The sequence below is a fragment of the Longimicrobium sp. genome (genome assembly GCF_036399255.1).
GTDB lineage: Bacteria > Gemmatimonadota > Gemmatimonadetes > Longimicrobiales > Longimicrobiaceae > Longimicrobium.
The window spans coordinates 41362-59480 of the sequence record NZ_DASWNM010000080.1; the positions used below are offsets into that span (position 1 = coordinate 41362).

The following is an 18119-nucleotide window of genomic DNA, read 5'->3' on the forward strand; positions in this document are numbered from 1 at the left end:
CTTACGGCTTTCGGCTGAACGGATCGGGGCCCCGCCACCACGGCGGGGCCCCGATTCTTTTTGACCCCCCAAAAAACAACACCTTTATGCGTACAGAGGAACAGAGTCAGACAGAGAAAGCGAGCTGAAATATCCGCTCGCTTCCTCTGTCTGCCTCTGTTCCTCTGTACGACCATTCTTTTTCAGGATCTGGACGCGGGCATACTCTCCTTCGAAGCATCCCCCCTCTCCGCTCCATCCGCCCCCTCGCCTCAGTGCCCGTGCGACGGGGCGTCATCCTCCGCCCACGGCTCCTCCTCATCAACCCACCCGTCCTGACTCGCCAAACGCCGGGACGATTGCACCAGGCGCACGAACTCGGCGCGGTCGCCGTGCGCGTCGCGGCCCACGGCGCCGCGGGCAAGGCGCAGCACGCGCTCGTACGACGCCTGGCCCGCGTGCTCGGAGCCGCGCAGCAGCATGCCCCACTGCGCCACCGCCGCCGCAAAGCGCAGGTCGTTGGACGCGGCGTCCAGCGGGCGATGCGAATCGCGGACGGTGTGCTCCAGAAGCCGGCTCTCGCCGCCCTCCGGCTGCTTGTAGCGCAGCTTTACCGTCATCAGCTCGCCGGACGCGCCGCCGCGGCGGTCCTGGTAGCGCAGCGGGTCCACGCGCCGGCCCTCGCGCGATCCGCCCGCGGGCACCACCTCGTACAGCACGGTGACGGTGTGGCCGGCGCCCAGCTCGCCGGCGTCCTTGCGGTCGTCGTTGAAGTCCTCGGCCGCCATCACCCGGTTCTCGTAGCCGATCAGCCGGTACGAATCCACCCGCGCGGGATTGAACTCCACCTGCACCTTCACGTCCTTCGCGATGGCGACCAGCGTGCCGGCCCGCTCGCGCACCAGCACCTTCTCGGCCTCGTCCTCGCCGTCCACGTAGGCGTAGTTGCCGTTGCCGTGGTCCGCCAGCGCCTCCATCCGCGCGTCCGCCAGGTTCCCCGTGCCAAAGCCCAGCACCGTCAGGAAGATGCCGTCCTCCCGCTCCTGCTCGATGAGGCGCACCAGCTCGCCCTCGCTGGTCACGCCCACGTTGAAGTCGCCGTCGGTGGCCAGGATGACGCGGTTGTTGCCACCGCCGACAAAGGCGTCGCGCGCCAGGCGGTAGGCCAGCCGGATCCCCTCGCCGCCCGCGGTGCTGCCGCCGGCCTGCAGATCGTCGAGGGCGCGCATGATCCTGCGGCGGTCGGAGGTGGGCTCCAGCACCACGCCCGCGGCGCCCGCGTAGACCACGATCCCCACGCGGTCCTCGTCGCCCATCTCCTCCACCAGCCGGCCCAGCGCGGCCTTCACCAGCGGCAGGTCGGGTTCCATCGACCCGGAGACGTCCACCAGGAACACCAGGTTGCTGGGCGGCAGCTCGGCGACGTCCATCCGCCGCCCCTGGATGCCGATGCGCACCAGCCGGTGCTCCGGGTTCCACGGCGCATCCGCCACCTCGGTGCGTACGGCGAAGGGCTCGTCGCCGGCGGGATCGGGATCGTCGTACTCGAAGTAGTTGACCAGCTCCTCGATGCGAACGGCGTCGGCCGGGGGCATCTGCCCCTGCCGCAGGAAGCGGCGGACGTTGGCGTACGAGGCGCGGTCCACGTCGATGGCAAAGGTGGAGAGCGGCGTGGCGCGCGCGTCGCGAAAGCCGTTTTCCGCCACGTGGGCGTACTCCTCGGTGTTGAAGCCCGGCTCCGGCGCGAAGGAGCCGGACGTGTCGGCGACCGTCGCCGACTGCACGGCGTCGGCGGTTGCACCTTCGGAGTCGCTGCCGCCGGACGCGCAGGCGGCGAGGGAAAGCAGGACGGCGGCGAGCACCAGCGGATTGCGTGGAATCATGTGCACCTCCCGAGTGGGTGACGCGACTCGGTGCCGGTGGATGCCCGGCCCCGTCGCGTCTCTGGAAGGCACCGCTCGTTCCGGGGAACACCTGTAGTCCGCATCGCATGCAAGCCGATGCAGCTGTTGTGTTTGTGATCGTATTTATCCGATGCGCGGCGATGGGATCCGCCGGTTCGGAACGCGTTTACTGAACGTCCGCCGCGTTCAGTGGACGTGCGCGGTCCGCGGATAAGCGGGTCACGCGGAGGACGCGGCCCGCTTTGCTATACCAGATCAGGTTGAAGAATCCCCTGCGGTCGCGCCGGTCTGTCATTTCGAAGGAGGCGCCGCACCGCACCATCGGCTCGCACGAACTCCTGCGCGCCGACTGAGAAATCTACCGTCTGCTGCTGGCTCCTCGTCGCACCGCTCCGGCACTGGCCCTATCCGCCCGTGTCGTAGCCGCGAAGCAGGCACGGGCTGCCGCGTCTGACCTCCAGCAAATCCGACGGTAGATTCCTCGGCCCTGCAACCTCTGGTGTAAAAGCAGGCTGCGGCGTGGCCGGGCCTCGGAATGACAGAGCGATGCGCAGCGTCGGATTCTTGAACACACTCGGAGGGAGGCGCCGCGCTGCGCTCTCATCTCTTCGTGCGCGTGGCGCGGACTGAAGAATCTGCATACTGGGCGGCAGGATCTTTCCGCCGCACAGAGTTCCCGGGCTCTGCCCGGGAGAGGACTCCGCGCGAGAGGAGGGAGATTCTTCGGTCGCGCCAACTGACTTCGTGGCTTTTCCGAGAGGCCGAGGGGCGCGCTCCCTCAGAATGACAGGTGTTACCTTGGTTTTTTGTCTAGCCTGTCATTCTGAGGGAGGCGCCGTGCAGAACTCTCCGTACACTTGGGAGCGTGGCGCCGACCGAAGAATCTCTATCTGGGCGGCAGGATCTTTCCGCCACGCGGGGTTTCCGGGCTCTGCCCGGGGGAGGACTCCGCGCGGGAGGAGGGAGATTCTTCGGTCGCGCCAACTGCCTTCATGGATTTCCCGAGTGCCTGGGTCGGGCGCTTCCTCAGAATGACAGGTGGTTCCGCGGATCCGCGGATTCGGCATCCTTCGTTCTTATGGGTTCGCGTCGAGCAGTCGGTGCACCTCGCGCGCCCGCTCCTCGGTTTCGCTCGCGACGGTGCGGGCGCGGCGCGTAACGAGCACCGCCACCACGGCGACCGCGAGAGCCGCCACGCCGCCGATCCAGTTTCCGCCGGCCGCCGTGAGCACCGCGCAGACGGCCATGAACACGACGAAGCCCCGGCTGCATCCGATCCCCTGCAACTCGTTGCGGACATCGTCGTCGCGCACGTCCAGCGTGCGGTTGTGAAAGGCGACGACGGTGTGGATGCCTTTGTCCCCCGGCTCGCACACGACGGCAAGCTCGTCGCCCTCCTTGATGGATACGGGTGCGCGGCCGCGAAAGCCGAGCCGCGTGCCGCCGATCTCGAACAGGGCCAGGTGATCGGTCTGGCTGCCCCCGTGCGTTACGTGCACGGTGTGCCGAACGTCCTGCGCGACCCCGTCGATGCGCTGCATGCGAAGGCTGTTCACAAAGAAAAAGGCTGCCGAGGCGATCCAGGTCGGTGTCTGCTGTACGGAATCGAGTACGTGCGCCTTGAATCGGCTGTTTCACACGCCGAAATCCGGTCACCCCTTCACCCCTTCACCCTTTCACCCTTTCACCTCAATCCTCTGGAATCACCATCTCCCCCTCGCTCACCGACACCGCCGAGCCGCCCACGCGCACCTGCGCCACGCGCCCGCCCAGCACGTCCGCCTCCACCAGGATGCGGCTGGGGCGGCCCATCTCCACCCCCTGGTGCACCGTCCAGCTCCAGGTGCCGTCCGCGTCCGCGTCGCGCGCGGCCAGCAGCGCGGCGAGGGCCGTCGCCGCGCCGCCGGTGGCCGCGTCTTCGGTGATGCCCATGGCCGGCGCGAACATCCGCGCGCGCAGCGCCACGCCCTCTTCGCCCGTGTCGTCCGTCACCACGTAGAGGTGCGGCGACCACGCGGCGGCCAGGTGCCGCTCCCACGCGCCCACGTCCACGCGGGCGCGGGCCAGCGCATCGCGGCCGCGGACGGAGACGAAGAGGAACGGCACGCCGGCCGAGGCGTGCGCCGCGGCAATCGAGCCGCCCAGGTCCGCCTCATCGATCGACAGCACCTCCGCCAGCACCGCGGACGAGGGCACGGGGGGGCCCGGCTCCGGCACCCGCGGCGCCGAGAGCATGGCGAACACGGGCCGGCCGTCCTCCATCCGCACCTCCACCGGCACCGGCCCCACCCCCTCCCGCAGCACCAGCCGGGCGACCCGCCCCTCGGCCGGCACCCGCCCCAGCATCACCAGCAGAAAGCCCGTGCCCACCGTGGGGTGCCCCGCGAACGGCAGCTCGCCGCCCGGCGTGAAGATGCGGACGCTGAACGCCGTCCCCTCCGCCCCGGTGACGAACACCGTCTCCGACAGGTTCAGCTCGCGCGCAATGCGCTGCATCGTCTGATCCGGAATGCCGGCGGCGTCGGGAAACACCGCCAGCGGATTGCCGCCGAACACCCGGTCCGTGAACACGTCCAGCGTGTGGAACTTCGCCCGCATCATCCCCTCCGATCGAAATCGAAACCGCATGCCCGCTCGTCCCGCCCGAACTTCGGGCGTCGCATCCACGTTCGCAACTCTCCGCGGCGATGATCCGCCCCCTCCGGCTGCGGCTCTCCGTTGCGCCACCCGCGCCCGCCGACGCAGGTTCAGGGGCGATCAACACAACGGAGGGCGGATGGCCGAGGCGGCGGGCAAGACCGCGAAGGGCGAGCAGACGCGCGCGCTGATCCTTGAGACGGCGCTGGAGCTGTTTCGCGAGCGGGGGTACGAGGAAACCACCATGCGCGCCATCGCCGAGCGGGCGGGGGTGGCGCTGGGGAGCGCGTACTACTACTTCCGCGGCAAGGAACAGCTCATCCAGGCCTTTTACGGCCGCACGCACCAGGAGCACGTGGGCGAGGCCGAGGAGGTGCTGCGGAGGGAGCGCACCCTGCGCGACCGGCTGCTGGGGGTGATGCAGACCAAGCTGCGCACCATCGAGCCGTACCACCGCTTCGCCGGCATCCTCTTTCGCACCGCGGCGGACCCCGAGAGCCCGCTGAACCCGTTCAGCGAGGAGTCGCTTCCCGCGCGGCGCGAGGTGATCGAGCTGTTCGCCGAGGTGGTGCGCGGGGCGGAGGACAGGAAGCTGCCGAAGGACCTGGAGGCGGAGCTGCCGGAGCTGCTGTGGACGTACCACATGGGGATCGTGCTGTTCTGGATCCACGACCGCTCCCCCGGCCGCGTGCGCACCTGGCGGCTGATGGAGCGCACCGTGGACCTGGTCGCGCGCCTGGTGCAGCTGTCCTCGCTTCCGCTGATGGGACCGGTGCGGAAGATGGTGCTGCGGCTGCTGGCGGATTTGCGGGAGCCGGGGGAGGGGGAGGGTGAACGGGTGAACGGGTGAACGGGTGAAGCGAGCCGAACCAGTCATCCGGGTGCTGAACCTGGACAAAACGTGTCATTCTGAGGGAGGCGCCGCGCGGTGCTTTCCGGCCGCTCAGGAGTGTGGCGCCGACCGAAGAATCTTTATCCGAAGCGGCAGGATCTCTCCGTCACGCGGGTTTCCGGGCTCTGCCCGGGAAGATTGGGCTCACGCAGAACGGAGACGCAGGGGAGAATCGATGCAGCTGTTCTCCTCGGCGCCTCCGCGTTTCTGCGTGAGGCCAGGTATCGAACGCCTGGAGCGACGTTCCCCGCCGCCCGTTCACCCGTTCACCGCACGCGCTGATCGCCGGCGGAGGGGTGGTCGAAGTCACCAGGGCCTACGAGCGGCACGGCGGCGGGCGCGTCGTGCATCGCCAGGTCCGCGCGAAAGCCCCGCTCCTCCATGCGCGGGGCGCGGCGGGGAAAGGCCTTCAGGGCGATCTGCGGGGCGTAGCGCATGCCCACGGTGCCCAGCAGCGACAGCGCCAGCACCGATCCCGCGATGGTCGCGCTCACCTGCGCCAGGCCGGCGGTGGCCGCGATCCCCGCCAGCAGCACCGAGAACTCGCCCCGCGGCACCAGGGTGAACCCCAGCGCCAGCGCCGCGCGCTTGGGATGGCCCGACAGCCGCCCGATCCACCATCCCGCCGCGATCTTGGCCACCGCCCCCAGCACCGCCAGCCCCAGCGCGATGGGCCACACCTGCAGCAGCGCCTTTGGATCCACCGACAGGCCGAACGCCAGGAAGAACACCGCGGCGAACAACCCCTCCAGCGGAAGAAAGAGGCGCTGCACCCGCTCGCGGTGGTCCGTCTCCGAGAGCACCAGCCCCGCCAGGAACGCGCCGATCGCCTCCGACAGCCCCACCCCCAGCGCCGCCCACGACAGCAGCAGCATCAGCGAGCCGGCGGAGAGCAGAAAGACGTCGTCGCTCTCGATGTCGAACAAGCGCTCCAGGATGCGGCGGCCGAAGAACGCCGCCGCCGTCACCACGCCCACGAAGGCAAAGGCGCGCCCCATTCCCACCACCACCTTGCCCGCGTCGGGCTCCGCCACCAGCACCGCGCCCGACATCAGCGCCAGGAACAGCGCCATCGACAGGTCCTCGAACACCAGCACGCCCAGCGCCGACTCCGTCTCGGGGTTGGCCGAGCGGCGCATCTCGATGGTCGCCTTGGCGATGATGGCGCTGGACGAGACGTAGAGCGCGCCGGCCAGCAGCAGCCCGCCCGTCCACCCCCACCCCAGCAGCAGCCCGGCCACGAGGCCGGGAGGAAAGCAGACCAGGAAGTCCACGCCGCCGTCGCGCACGATGCGGCGGCGGTTGCGCAGCAGGGCGCCCAGCGAGAACTCCAGCCCCATGAAGAACAGGAGGAGCACCACGCCCAGCGTGGCCAGCACCTGCACCAGGTGCGCGTCGAGCCCGGCGCCCCGCAGCGCCATCCCGATCAGGATGTACGCCGGGATCACCGACTGGCCCAGCACCCGCGCGCCCAGCCCGGCCGCCGCGAGCGCGGCCAGCACCGCCCCCGCGCCCAGTAGAAATCCGCCGTGTTCCACCGGTCAGCCGTCCCGGGCCGCGACCCCGCGCACCATCTCGGACGCCAGCCGCACCTGGTCGCGGCTGCCGATCACCATCAGCGTGTCGCCGGCGCGCACCGTCTCGGCCGGCTGCGGGTTGGGGCGCGCCTCGCCGCCGCGGATGATGGCGATGATGCTGGCGCCCGTCCGCTCGCGCATCCGCGTGTCGGCCAGCGTAAGGTTCGCCAGCGACGAGCCCTGCGGCACCGGCAGCCAGTCCACCGACAGCTGCCCCAGCACCATCTCCATCGATTCGGCCACGGCCGGCTGAAAGTAGGCGCCGCCGATGAGCGCCCCCAGCTTGCGGGCCTCGGCGTCTTCCAGCCGCAGCGCGTTGGCGGGAAAGTCTTCGCCGCGCTCGAAGAAGTACAGTTCGCGGTGGCCGGTGTTGTGGATGATCAGGGTAAGCCGGTCGCCCTCGTTGGTGGTGCAGGCGAACTTCTTTCCCACTCCCGGCAGGTCGTGCTCCTTTACGTTCATCCGTGCTCCTTGGGCGCCGCGGCGCCGTCCTCGTCGGGTCGCGCCAGGCCGCTGTCGGCCAGGCGCCGGTAGTCGTCCCTGCGCATCTCGTCCAGCGCGGCTTCCACCGCGTCCTCCGCCACGCCCAGCGCCACCAGCAGGCGTCCGCCCAGCTGCAGGCTTCCCTCCACCAGCTCCGGCACCACCGCCGTGGCCCCCGCCGCCGTCAGCGGCCCGCACGAGCGCGTGTCGCGCGCACGGACGATGACGGGCACGTCGTGGTCCGCGGCGCGCACGGCGTGCAGCGCGCGCGTGACCGATTCCGCGTCGTCCAGGGTGATGACGACGGCCGATGCGCGCTCCACCCCCGCCGCGCGCAGCACCTCGGGGCGGCTGCCGTCGCCGTAGAAGGCGGGGATCTTTCGCGCCCGTCCCGCCGCCACCACCTCGGGGTCCCGGTCCAGCGCCACGTACTCCCGCTCCGCCGCCTCCAGCAGCTGCGCCACCGTGCGCCCCACGCGGCCCAGCCCCAGCACCAGCGCGTGCCTGCGCAGGTCGTGGGTTTCGCGCTCCAGCAGGCCCTGGGGGTCGCCGCTGGCGCGGTGCACGCGGCTGGACGCCGCGCGCCCCGCCATCATCAGCAGCGGCGTGCAGGCGATGGAAAGGGCGACGACCAGCAGCGCCAGCCCGCCCGTGCGCTCGCCCAGCGCGCCCGCCTCGCGGGCCAGGGTGACGAGGACGAAGCCGAACTCGCCCGCCTGCGCCAGCGCAAAGCCCACGAACACCGCCGTTCCCCACGGCTGCCCGAACGCGCGCGCCAGGGCGGTGATCACGACGGCCTTCGCCGCCAGCAGCGCCAGCACGCCGGCGGCGACGAGGTGCGCGTTCCCGGCCAGCAGGCGCACGTCGATCCCCATCCCGATCGCCATGAAGAAGAGCGCCAGCAGCAGCCCGCGGAAAGGGGCGATGTCGGCCTCCACCTGGTGGCGGTACTCCGTCTCGGAGATCAGCAGCCCGGCCAGAAACGCGCCCAGCGCCATCGACAATCCCGCCAGCGCCGTGGCCCAGCTCACCCCCAGCGCCACGAACAGGGTGATGGCGGTGAACAGCTCCGGCGTGCGCGCCGCCGCCACCCCGCGGAGGACGGGGCGCAGCAGCAGCCGCCCCGCGGCCATGATGAGGACCAGCGCCAGCGTCGCCTTGCCCGCGGCGACCGCCAGCTCGCGCGCCATCGATCCGCCCTCGCCGCCCAGCAGGGGGACCACGGTGAGCAGCGGGACCACGGCCAGGTCCTGCAGCAGGAGCACGGCGAGCGCCATGCGGCCGGCGCGGGTGTGCATGACGCCGTCGTCCTGCAGCATCCGCATCACCACGGCGGTGGACGAAAGCGCCAGCCCGCCGCCCAGCACCAGCGCCTCGCTCATCCCCAGCCCCGCCAGGCGCGCCAGGGCGGCGATGACGGCGGCGCAGACCACCACCTGCAGCGTGCCCATGCCGAACACGTGGCGCCGCATGGCGAACAGCCGCCCCAGCGACAGCTCCAGCCCGATGGCGAAGAGGAGAAAGACCACGCCGAACTCCGCCAGCGCCTCCACCGCCTCCACGTCGTTCACCATCCGCAGCCCGTGCGGGCCGATGAGCACGCCGGCGACCAGATAGCCCAGCACCGGGGTCACGCGCACGCGGCGGAACAGCGACACCACCACGATGGCCGCCGCCAGGATGATGAGGACGGGCCTCAGCAGGTGCGCCTCTTCCATGCCGCCGGGTGGGGTCCGTGCGCGGGGGATGGGTGTGCCTCGGATGCCTAGCATAAGGCGGAGTGCGGGGTTCGCACAACGCGGGGGAGAGGTAAGAGGGAAAGGTTCGATGCGGTCCGGCGGGGATGGAACTGCGTCGGCGGGGTGCCCCTCCCCCGGCCCCTCCCCGTTCGTTCCTCACGGAGAGGGGAGAATTCGATCCCGCTGCGGCAAGCCGTTCTCGCACCTGCCCTCCCGGAGCGCACCGGAGATTCCGCTCGCGTCACCTCTCCCCCCTGCAGTTTAGCCCTGCAGTTTAGGGGGGAGAGGCCGGGAGAGGGGGGCGCCGGTGGGCGCCAGTTCGATTCCTGTCGTCGAGCCCACTCCCCACCCCCTCCCCGCGCTTCGATGTGGATCGAACTGCGTCCGCCGGGGTGCCCCTCCCCCGACCCCTCCCCGCTCGTTCCTCACGGAGAGGGGAGAATTCGATCCGCTGCGGCAAGCCGTTCTCGCACCTGCCCTCCCGGAGCGCACCGAAGATTCCGTACGCGTCACCTCTCCCCCCTGCAGTTTAGGGGGGAGAGCCGGGAGAGGGGGGCGTCGGCTGGCGCCAGTTCGATGCCTGTCGCCGAGCCTCAGTCCCCACCCCTCCCCCGCAGTTTGGGGGAGGGGTCGCCAGCCGTCGCGAGGAACGAGCGAAAGGCCTGGCGGGGGAGAGGGCCCCCCGTCGTCGCACCCAATCCCCGGCTAAATCCCTCCAAACCCCCGCCTCACCGGCACTTCCACGGCGGGATGCTTGACTGTTGCCCAAGAAGTGTATACCTTTCCGCTGTGATGAATAATTATGCTTCGGCGCGGATCGGAATCCTGGGGGCGGGCGGATACGCGGGGCGCGAGCTGGCACGGCTCGTCGCGCGGCATCCGCGGGCGCGCATCGCCTGGGCGACCTCCGAGTCGGACGCGGGCAGGGCGCTGGGCGACGTGGTCTCCGGCGTGGACGGGCCGGCGCTGGTACGGGCGGAGGATGCGGCGCTGGGCGCGGCGGACTGCGTGGTCAGCTGCCTGCCGCACGGCGAAAGCGCGAAGTGGATGGAGCGGGCCCGCGGGGCGGACGTGCGCGCCATCGACCTTTCCGCCGACCTGCGCGTACCCGGCGAGGTGACACCCGGCTGGGCGCGGGAGGCGGTCTACGGGCTTCCCGAGCTGCACCGGGCGCGGATCGCGGACTCGCGGCTGGTGGCGAACCCGGGGTGCTATCCCACCGCCGCGCTGCTGGCCCTGGCGCCCCTGCTACGGCGCGGGCTCATCAGCGGGCCGGTGATCGTCAACGCGGCGTCGGGGGTCACGGGCGCGGGGCGCAACGCCAAGCGCGAGCTGATGTTCGCCGAGATCGCCGAGGGGTTCAGCGCCTACGCGGTAGGCAACGTCCATCGCCACCTGGCCGAGATGCGCGCGCAGGCGGCGGGGATCGCGGGGGGCGCGGCGCCGGAGCTGGTCTTTACGCCGCACCTGCTGCCGGTAAAGCGCGGCATCCTGGAGACCATCTACGTCCCGCTCGCGGAGCCGATCCGCGATCTGCTGCAGATGTGGATGGATGATTATTCATCCGAGCCCTTCGTGCGGGTGATGCGGGACCGGATGCCGGCGCTGGCGGACGTCGTCGGCTCCAACCGCGTGGCGATCGGCGTCGCGGCGGTGCAGAACGTCTCCGCGCCGATGCTTACCATCGTCGCGACCATCGACAACCTGCTGAAGGGCGCCGCGGGGCAGGCCGTGCAGAACCTGAACCTGATGTTCGGCTGGGGCGAGACGGAGGGGCTGGCGTGACGCGCGTGGTCAAGGTGGGCGGCAACCGCGCGGACGACGCGGGATGGATCCGCGAAGTCTCTGCCGGAATCGCCGCGTCGCGCGTGCCGACGGTGCTGGTCCACGGCGGGGGCAAGGACGTCACGGAGCTGCAGCGTGCGCTGGGGATCGAGCCGGAGTGGCGCGAGGGGCTGCGCGTCACCACGCCGCGGGTGCTGGAGGTGGTGCGGATGGTCCTGAGCGGCTCAGTGAACAAGCGCTGGGTGGCCGCCCTGCTGGACGCCGGCGCGGACGCGGTCGGAATCAGCGGCGAGGACGGCGGGCTGCTACGGGGCCGGCCGCTGCTGGGCGGCGCGCTGGGCTGCACGGGCGAGGTGACGGAGGTGCGCACGGCGCTGCTGGACGCGTGGCTGGCGCAGGGGCTCTATCCCGTGGTCAGCCCGGTGACGCGCGGGCCGGACGGCGGCGGGCTGAACGTGAACGCCGACGACGCGGCGGCCTCCGTCGCCGCGGCCATGGGCGCGGCGGAGCTGCTCTTCGTCAGCGACGTGCCGGGGGTGAAGGCCGGCGGCGCGTGGACGGAGATGCTGGACGGGGACGCCGCGGAGGCGCTGCTGCGGAGCGGCGAGGCGGCGGGGGGAATGCGCCCCAAGCTGCGGGCGGCCCTGCGGGCGCGCGCGGCGGGCGTGGGACGGGTGCGCATCGGCGACGTGGCGATGCTGACGGATGACGGCGCGGGAACGCGCATCGAGACGATACAGGAGGCCGCCCATGCTGGCTGCTGAACCCAAGACGACGGAAGCCACCTCCGCCCTGCTGGGCGTCTACAAGCCGGCCGGCCCGGTCTTCGTGGGCGGCGAGGGGTGCGAGCTGATCGCGGAGGACGGGACCCGCTACCTGGACTTTACCAGCGGCATCGCGGTGAACGCGCTGGGATACGGCGACCCCGACGTGGCCGCGGCCATCCAGGGCGCGCTGGCGGGCGGCGTCATCCACACGTCGAACCTGTTCCGCACCGCCCCGGCGGGCGAGCTGGCCAGCTGGCTGACGGCGAATTCGTTCGCGGACCGCGTGTTCTTCTGCAACAGCGGCGCGGAGGCCAACGAGGGCGCCATCAAGTTCGCCCGCCGCTGGGCCGGGCCCGAGAAGCGCGAGATCGTCGCCTTCCGCGGCGGCTTCCACGGCCGGACCATGGGCGCGCTCGCCGCGACGGACCGCCCCGCGTACCAGGAGCCGTTCGCCCCGCTGATGCCGGGCGTGCGCTTCGCCGAGGTGGGCGACGTGGCGGCGCTGGAGGCGCGGCTGTCGTGGGGAAACACCGCCGCCGTGCTCATCGAGCCCATCCAGGCCGAAGGCGGCGTGCGCCCGGTGCCGGCGGAGTTCCTGAAGGCCGCGCGCCACCTGTGCGACCTGGCCGGCGCGCTGCTGATGGTGGACGAGGTGCAGACGGGCCTGGGCCGCACGGGGTGGCTATGGGCGCACGAGGCGTCCGGCATTCGCCCCGACGTCATGACGCTGGCCAAGCCGCTCGCCGGCGGCCTGCCCATGGGCGCGGTGCTGGTGACCGAGGCGGTCGCCGGTGCGCTGCAGCCGGGCGACCACGGGACCACGTTCGGCGGCGGGGTGATGGTGGCGAGCGCCGCGCTGGCCACCTGCCGCAAGATCGGCGCGCCGGAGTTCATGGCCGAGGTGCGCCGCAAAGGGACGCTTCTGGCGGACCTGCTGGGCGCCCTGGCGCTGCGCAACCCGTGCGTCCGCGCCGTGCGCGGGGCGGGGATGATGTGGGGGATCGAGACCGACGGCGCGGCGGGGATCGTGGGCCGCGCGCTGGATTCGGGGCTGCTGCTGTGCAGCGCGGGGGCGGACGTGGTTCGCCTGCTTCCGCCGCTGGTGATTGGGGACGACGAGCTGCGCCGTGGCGTGGCCCTGCTGGAGGAGGCGATCGAATGCTGCTAGTACAGATTGCACCCCCCGCCCTGGCGGAGGACGTCCTCGACCTGCCGCCGTTCGACGCGTCGGGGCCGGTCTACGTTCGCCCCGCGACCATCGCGGACATGCTGCAGGTGGAGCCGATGATCAACGGCTTTGCCGCGCAGAACCTGATGCTGCCCAAGACGCGCGAGCAGCTGGTGCGCCTGTTCCGCGAGTTCGTGGTCGCGGCCGACGAGCACGGCCGCGTGGTGGGATGCGGCGGCCTGCGCATCTTCAGCCCCACGCTGGCGGAGGTCATCTCGCTCGCGGTGGACCCCGTGACGCAGGGAACGGGGATCGGCGGCCGGATCGTGGATCGGCTGGTGGAAGACGCCGAGATGCTGGGCATCACCACCGTGTTCGCGCTGACGCTGCGCGACGGCTTCTTCCATCGCCTGGGCTTTCGCACCGTGCCCAAGGAGATGTTCCCGGCCAAGGTGTGGAGCGACTGCCGCAACTGCCCCAAGCTCACGGCGTGCGACGAGATCGCCGTCGTAAAGGAAGTGCGGGGGATGTCGGAAGCGTCGCACTGGGAGTAGGGAAAGAAGTGCGTGAGTGCGGAAGTGCGTGAGTGCGGAAGTGAACGGATGGTCGATACCGATCGTCTCTGCCCCACGCACAACCTCCCCGGCAGTTTCGGGGGAGGTGCGAGCCTGGGCGAGCGGTGGGGGCGCCGGCCGACGGCACGTGAGCCCGGGATGATCCACTCACGCACTCACGCACTAACGCACTCACGCACTCACGCACTAACGCACTCGTTCGATCGATCGTCGCCGGTAAAGCGCGACGCAGCCTGATAAACCACCGATCATCGGAGCGCCCGACATGCCCAAGCCTCGCGTCGTCCTTGCCTACTCGGGCGGACTGGATACCTCGATCATCGTTCCCTGGCTCAAGGAGAACTACGGCGCCGACGTCATCTGCGTGGCCGCCGACGTGGGCCAGGGCGAAGAGCTGAGCGGCCTGGAGGACAAGGCCAGGGCCTCCGGCGCCAGTGCGTGCTACGTGGAAGACCTGCGCGACGACTTCGTCACCGGCTTCGTGTGGCCCACGCTGCGCGCCGGCGCCATCTACGGGCGCAAGTACCTGCTGGGGACGTCGATGGCGCGTCCCATCATTGCCAGGGCGCAGGTGGAGATCGCCAGGAAGGTGGGCGCCACGCACCTGGCCCACGGCTGCACCGGCAAGGGCAACGACCAGGTGCGCTTCGAGCTCACCTACGCCGCGCTGGCGCCGGAGCTTCCCGTCATCGCCCCGTGGCGCGAGTGGGACATCCGCAGCCGCGAAGACGCGCTGGCCTACGCCGCCGAGCACGACGTGCCGGTGACGGCCACCAGGGCCAAGATCTACAGCCGCGACCGCAACCTGTGGCACGTGAGCCACGAGGGCGGCCCGCTGGAAGACCCGGCGTACGAGCCCACCGAGGACCTGTTCCTGATGACGCGCTCGCCTCAGGACGCGCCGCCGGTGCCCGCGTACGTGACGATCGGGTTCGAAGAGGGCTATCCGGTGTCCGTCGACGGCGAGGTGCTGGGCGGGGTGCAGCTGATCGAGCGGCTCAACCAGATCGGCGGGCGGCACGGCGTCGGCCGCATCGACCTGGTCGAGGACCGGCTGGTGGGGATGAAGTCGCGCGGTATCTACGAGACGCCGGGCGGCACCCTGCTCTACGCCGCGCACTCGGAGCTGGAGCAGCTGGTGCTGGACCGGCGCACGCTGGCGCTCAAGGACGCCATGGCGCCGCGCTACGCGGACCTGGTGTACGAGGGCCGCTGGTGGACCACGGAGCGGGTGGCGATGGACGCGCTGGTGGACGTGACGCAAAAGGCGGTGACGGGCGAGATTCGCCTGAAGCTGCACCGCGGCAACGTGACGGTGGCCGGCCGCTGGAGCGCGCAGTCGCTGTACGACGAGCGGTTCGTGACGTTCGGGGAGGACGACGTGTACCAGCAGTCCGACGCGGCGGGCTTCATCCGCCTGTTCGGGCTTCCCAGCCGCGTGGCCGCGCTCAAGGCGCAGGAGGCCGCGCTGGCACCCACCCTTCAGGCGGCGGACTGACCGATGGCGTGCACTCCGACCATGCCGGCGCAGACGCCGCCGGCCGTGCCCGGCGCCCGCATGTGGGGCGGGCGCTTCAGCGCGGGGCCGGCCCCCGAGATGGACCGGCTGAACCGCTCGCTCCCGGTGGACCGGCGGATGTGGCGCCAGGACGTGGCCGGCAGCCGCGCCTGGGCCGCCGCCCTGGGCGCCGCGGGCGTCATCGACCCCACCGAGGCCGCCGACCTGCGCAGCGGCCTGGACGCGGTGGAGCAGCGGCTGGACGCCTGGACCGACGCCGACTGGGCCGCGGCCCAGGACGAGGACGTCCACACGCTGGTCGAGCGGCTGCTGGGTGAGGAAGCGGGCCCGGTCGCGGGGAAGCTGCACACCGGCCGCTCGCGCAACGACCAGGTGGCCACCGACTTTCGCCTGTGGGCGCTGGAGGCGGCCAAGGGGCTCGAGGCGGGGCTGCGCGACCTGCAGGCGGCGCTGGTGGAGCAGGCGCGGGCCCACGGCGACACCGTGATGCCGGCGTACACACACCTGCAGCGCGCGCAGCCGGTCTCGGCGGCGCACTGGCTGCTTTCGCACGCGTACCCGCTGGACCGCGACCGCGCGCGGCTGGCGGACGCGCTGCACCGCGTCAGCATTTTGCCGCTGGGCTCGGGGGCCATCGCCGGCTGCCCGTTCCCGGTTGACCGGGTGCTGCTCAAGGAGTCGCTGGGCTTCCGGGCCATCAGCGGCAACTCGGTGGACGCCGTGGCGGACCGCGACTGGGTGGCGGAGCTGCTGTTCGTGACGTCGATGGCGGGCGTACACCTGTCGCGGCTGGCGGAGGACCTGATCATCTTCGCCACCAGCGAGTTCGGCTTTGTGCGGCTGTCGGACCGGTTCAGCACCGGCTCGTCGCTCATGCCGCAGAAGCGAAACCCGGACGCAATGGAGCTGGCGCGCGGCAAGGCGGGGCGGCTGATCGGCGAGCTGACCGGCTTTCTGTCGCTGCTCAAGGGGCTGCCCAGCGGCTACAACAAGGACCTGCAGGAGGACAAGGCCGCCCTCTTTGCCGCCTTCGACGCGCTGGGCGACGTGCTGCCGGCGGTGGCGGGGACGGTGCGGTCGATGCAGATCGACGCCGCCCGCTGCGCCAGCGCCGTGGACAGCGCCATGCTGGCGACGGACGTGGCGGACTTCCTGGTGCGCCGCGGAGTGCCCTTTCGCGAGGCGCACGGCGCGGTGGGCAAGCTGGTGCGCGCGGCGGAGGGGATGGGGTGCCCGCTGAGCGCCCTGCCGCGCGAGCTGTTCGTGCAGGTGAGCACCGAGTTCGCGGATGCGGACCTGGACGCGCTGTTCGATGCCAGGGCGTCGGTGCAGGCGCGGGCGGCGGCCGGTGGCACGTCTTCCGCATCGGTGCAGGCCCAGATCGCGGAGCTTTCGGCTACGCTCTGATTGAGATGCATGGCGCCGGGGGGCGCCGTTTTGGAGCGGGGCTCCGGGAGATGGTTTCCCGGAGCCCCGTTCCGTTTTCGTGCGCGTCGCGGATGCCGGCTCAGGGAATCTGGCCGCAGCGGCAGATGCCGCCGGCCGCGCAGTAGCCCTGCCGGCGCGGACAGGCGTTGGCGCACGAGGCGTAGTAATAGTCGTACCCCATGTCCGGGCACGCCGCCATGGCGGCGGCCGGCTGGCCCGGCGTGGCGAGCGCCTGCGTGGCGCCGAAGCCCAGCGACCCGGCGAACACCAGCCCCAAAAGTCCCCGCCGCAGGTACGTGGTCGAACCGTGCATCCGTGCCTCCTTGGAATGCGGTTGCTGCCGCGGCCCCCTGCCGCGGCCACCAAGCCACCACGCACGATTTACGCCAGTAAACAAGAAAGGCGCGAGGAGTCTCTATACCGAGGGATCCGCATGGGCCGCAGCGGACAGGCGGTCCGCAGGCGCATCGCGGATCCGGTGGTGCCGGGCGCCGGCCACAGTCCGGGAACTGGCTAGCGGCCGCGGCGGCGGTCGCCGGGCAGCACGCCGCTCTCGTAGCGCAGCACGATGGCGCCGGCGGGGATGTCGGGGTAGCGCACCATCACCACCATCTCGCCGTCGGCCAGGGCGGCGGTACCCACCCAGGCGTCGCCCTCCTGCCTCAGGTACTGCCAGCTGCTGCCGCTTACCGCGATCACCGAGTCGGCGCCGGGGGCGCGCAGGCGGAACGCGTGCGCCTGGCCCGGCACCAGGGTGCGGTTGAGTGGCGCGTCCATGATTTCCACCGAGTGGCCGGCGGCGGTGAACACGCCCGCGAAGCCTTCGAAGCCCTCCTGCCGCACCGCGTCGAACACGAGCTGCGCGGGAAAGCCCAGCTCCCAGAAGTCGCGGTGCGTAAAGGGCAGCCGCTCGAACTCGCGCGCGGATAGCGGCTGCTCCAGCATCTGCCAGCGCTCCTGCGACGCCCGGTGCGACCAGATGAGCTTGGCGGGCGGCGTGTCGAAGAAGAAGTCGCGCTGCCTGCGCTCGAACCGCCGCTCCGGCAGGTTGATGTCCCCCGCGCCCCAGGTGGCGTCCAGAAGCGCCCACCGGCCATCCACCTTTACCGCGTTCCACGCGTGCTGCTGGGTGCGGTACGGGCGCCGCGGATCGGTGCTGAGCGCCTTGGCCTGGCCCAGGATGGTCACCGCCTCCAGCCCCGCCACCGTCGAGAGCGCCTGGAACAGGGCGGAGTACCCCTCGCACACACCCTTGCGCGTGCGCAGCATGGACGTGGGGTCCTGCGATGGCGGCATCAGGAACCCGCCGCGCAGGTACAGGCCGATGTCGTAGGCGATGTTGTCCGTGATCCAGCGGTAGATGCCCCGTGCGCGGTCGCGCTCGCCCGGCAGCGCGTCGCGAAAGTACGCGCCCAGCGCCTGCACGCTGCGGCCGGCGCTCTCCGGCGCGGCGCGGCTCACGGAGTCGGCAAAGGCGTAGTCGTGCGGCGCCTGTGCGGCCAGCGGGGTGGTGAGCGCCAGCAGCGGCGCGGCGAGCGCGAAAAGAGCGATGCGCTTGAGCATCCTCATGGGGGTCGTCGGGGTGATGCGGGGAGTTCGCCGATGCGGCAGGGGGTGCCGCGCGCACAAGATACATCCATCCGCGCCGTACATCTATCCCCTTGTC

15 protein-coding genes are annotated in these 18119 nt (G+C 71.3%); 7 read left to right on the plus strand and 8 right to left on the minus strand.

Translation table 11 applies throughout. The features are described 5' to 3' along the window. Positions 1 to 251 precede the first annotated feature (251 nt). From VGC13_RS13700 to VGC13_RS13710, 3 genes are all read right to left on the minus strand, one after another. On the minus strand, positions 252 to 1862 hold the full coding sequence (locus tag VGC13_RS13700) for a VWA domain-containing protein (RefSeq protein ID WP_331125818.1): 1611 nt from the start codon (positions 1860 to 1862) through the stop codon (positions 252 to 254). 1097 nt (positions 1863 to 2959) lie between these two features. Next, complete coding sequence (locus VGC13_RS13705; protein ID WP_331125819.1) at positions 2960 to 3424, minus strand: hypothetical protein; 465 nt, start codon at positions 3422 to 3424, stop codon at positions 2960 to 2962. Between the two features lie 148 nt (positions 3425 to 3572). Then, positions 3573 to 4481: a PhzF family phenazine biosynthesis protein gene (locus VGC13_RS13710; protein ID WP_331125820.1), complete on the minus strand. Its 909-nt coding sequence runs from the start codon at positions 4479 to 4481 to the stop codon at positions 3573 to 3575. A gap of 178 nt (positions 4482 to 4659) precedes the next feature. Between VGC13_RS13710 and VGC13_RS13715 the strand changes: the two genes are divergently transcribed. After that, complete coding sequence (locus tag VGC13_RS13715; RefSeq protein WP_331125821.1) at positions 4660 to 5370, plus strand: TetR/AcrR family transcriptional regulator; 711 nt, start codon at positions 4660 to 4662, stop codon at positions 5368 to 5370. A 308-nt stretch (positions 5371 to 5678) separates the two neighbouring features. Here the strand turns inward: VGC13_RS13715 and VGC13_RS13720 are convergent, their stop codons facing one another. Genes VGC13_RS13720 through VGC13_RS13730 form a run of 3 tightly spaced genes read right to left on the minus strand, consistent with a single transcriptional unit; the run spans position 5679 to position 9190 of the window. Beyond that, positions 5679 to 6950 carry a cation:proton antiporter gene (locus tag VGC13_RS13720; RefSeq protein WP_331125822.1) on the minus strand — a complete coding sequence of 424 codons (1272 nt, stop codon included), beginning with the start codon at positions 6948 to 6950 and terminating at the stop codon, positions 5679 to 5681. 3 nt (positions 6951 to 6953) lie between these two features. Next, positions 6954 to 7451, minus strand: a complete 498-nt coding sequence (locus VGC13_RS13725) for a cation:proton antiporter regulatory subunit (protein WP_331125823.1) — start codon at positions 7449 to 7451, stop codon at positions 6954 to 6956. Beyond that, positions 7448 to 9190 (minus strand): monovalent cation:proton antiporter-2 (CPA2) family protein, encoded by a 1743-nt coding sequence (locus VGC13_RS13730; protein ID WP_331125824.1) that lies wholly within the window; start codon positions 9188 to 9190, stop codon positions 7448 to 7450. The genes VGC13_RS13725 and VGC13_RS13730 overlap by 4 nt, the downstream gene beginning before the upstream one ends. Positions 9191 to 10003: 813 nt before the next feature. Between VGC13_RS13730 and argC the strand changes: the two genes are divergently transcribed. The 6 genes from argC (at position 10004) to argH (ending at position 16432) form a co-directional block, all read left to right on the plus strand. Next, on the plus strand, positions 10004 to 10996 hold the full coding sequence (gene argC, locus VGC13_RS13735) for an N-acetyl-gamma-glutamyl-phosphate reductase (protein ID WP_331125825.1): 993 nt from the start codon (positions 10004 to 10006) through the stop codon (positions 10994 to 10996). Further along, positions 10993 to 11760, plus strand: coding sequence for an acetylglutamate kinase (gene argB / locus VGC13_RS13740; RefSeq protein ID WP_331125826.1), 768 nt, complete (start codon positions 10993 to 10995; stop codon positions 11758 to 11760). Before argC ends, argB begins: the two co-directional genes overlap by 4 nt. Continuing rightward, positions 11747 to 12931, plus strand: coding sequence for an acetylornithine transaminase (locus tag VGC13_RS13745; RefSeq protein WP_331125827.1), 1185 nt, complete (start codon positions 11747 to 11749; stop codon positions 12929 to 12931). Before argB ends, VGC13_RS13745 begins: the two co-directional genes overlap by 14 nt. Further along, positions 12922 to 13485, plus strand: coding sequence for an N-acetyltransferase (locus VGC13_RS13750; RefSeq protein WP_331125828.1), 564 nt, complete (start codon positions 12922 to 12924; stop codon positions 13483 to 13485). The genes VGC13_RS13745 and VGC13_RS13750 overlap by 10 nt, the downstream gene beginning before the upstream one ends. A gap of 286 nt (positions 13486 to 13771) precedes the next feature. Further along, positions 13772 to 15004, plus strand: a complete 1233-nt coding sequence (locus tag VGC13_RS13755; protein WP_331125829.1) for an argininosuccinate synthase — start codon at positions 13772 to 13774, stop codon at positions 15002 to 15004. A gap of 3 nt (positions 15005 to 15007) precedes the next feature. After that, entirely contained in the window at positions 15008 to 16432 is a 1425-nt protein-coding gene (argH, locus tag VGC13_RS13760) for an argininosuccinate lyase (protein ID WP_331125830.1), read from the plus strand. Positions 16433 to 16532: 100 nt separating this feature from the next. Here the strand turns inward: argH and VGC13_RS13765 are convergent, their stop codons facing one another. Further along, entirely contained in the window at positions 16533 to 16766 is a 234-nt protein-coding gene (locus VGC13_RS13765) for a hypothetical protein (protein WP_331125831.1), read from the minus strand. Between the two features lie 200 nt (positions 16767 to 16966). Then, on the minus strand, positions 16967 to 18022 hold the full coding sequence (locus tag VGC13_RS13770) for a transglutaminase domain-containing protein (protein WP_331125832.1): 1056 nt from the start codon (positions 18020 to 18022) through the stop codon (positions 16967 to 16969). Positions 18023 to 18119: the final 97 nt, after the last annotated feature.

Excerpts from the sequence above, each read along its gene's own strand:
- argH (WP_331125830.1), top strand. The coding sequence starts at position 15,008 with ATGGCGTGCACTCCGACCATGCCGGCGCAGACGCCGCCGGCCGTGCCC.
- VGC13_RS13755 (WP_331125829.1), top strand. The coding sequence starts at position 13,772 with ATGCCCAAGCCTCGCGTCGTCCTTGCCTACTCGGGCGGACTGGATACC.
- argC (WP_331125825.1), top strand. The coding sequence starts at position 10,004 with ATGAATAATTATGCTTCGGCGCGGATCGGAATCCTGGGGGCGGGCGGA.
- VGC13_RS13715 (WP_331125821.1), top strand. The coding sequence starts at position 4,660 with ATGGCCGAGGCGGCGGGCAAGACCGCGAAGGGCGAGCAGACGCGCGCG.
- VGC13_RS13765 (WP_331125831.1), bottom strand. The coding sequence starts at position 16,766 with ATGCACGGTTCGACCACGTACCTGCGGCGGGGACTTTTGGGGCTGGTG.
- VGC13_RS13745 (WP_331125827.1), top strand. The coding sequence starts at position 11,747 with ATGCTGGCTGCTGAACCCAAGACGACGGAAGCCACCTCCGCCCTGCTG.
- VGC13_RS13725 (WP_331125823.1), bottom strand. The coding sequence starts at position 7,451 with ATGAACGTAAAGGAGCACGACCTGCCGGGAGTGGGAAAGAAGTTCGCC.
- VGC13_RS13750 (WP_331125828.1), top strand. The coding sequence starts at position 12,922 with ATGCTGCTAGTACAGATTGCACCCCCCGCCCTGGCGGAGGACGTCCTC.
- VGC13_RS13700 (WP_331125818.1), bottom strand. The coding sequence starts at position 1,862 with ATGATTCCACGCAATCCGCTGGTGCTCGCCGCCGTCCTGCTTTCCCTC.
- VGC13_RS13705 (WP_331125819.1), bottom strand. The coding sequence starts at position 3,424 with ATGCAGCGCATCGACGGGGTCGCGCAGGACGTTCGGCACACCGTGCAC.
- VGC13_RS13710 (WP_331125820.1), bottom strand. The coding sequence starts at position 4,481 with ATGCGGGCGAAGTTCCACACGCTGGACGTGTTCACGGACCGGGTGTTC.
- VGC13_RS13770 (WP_331125832.1), bottom strand. The coding sequence starts at position 18,022 with ATGAGGATGCTCAAGCGCATCGCTCTTTTCGCGCTCGCCGCGCCGCTG.
- VGC13_RS13730 (WP_331125824.1), bottom strand. The coding sequence starts at position 9,190 with ATGGAAGAGGCGCACCTGCTGAGGCCCGTCCTCATCATCCTGGCGGCG.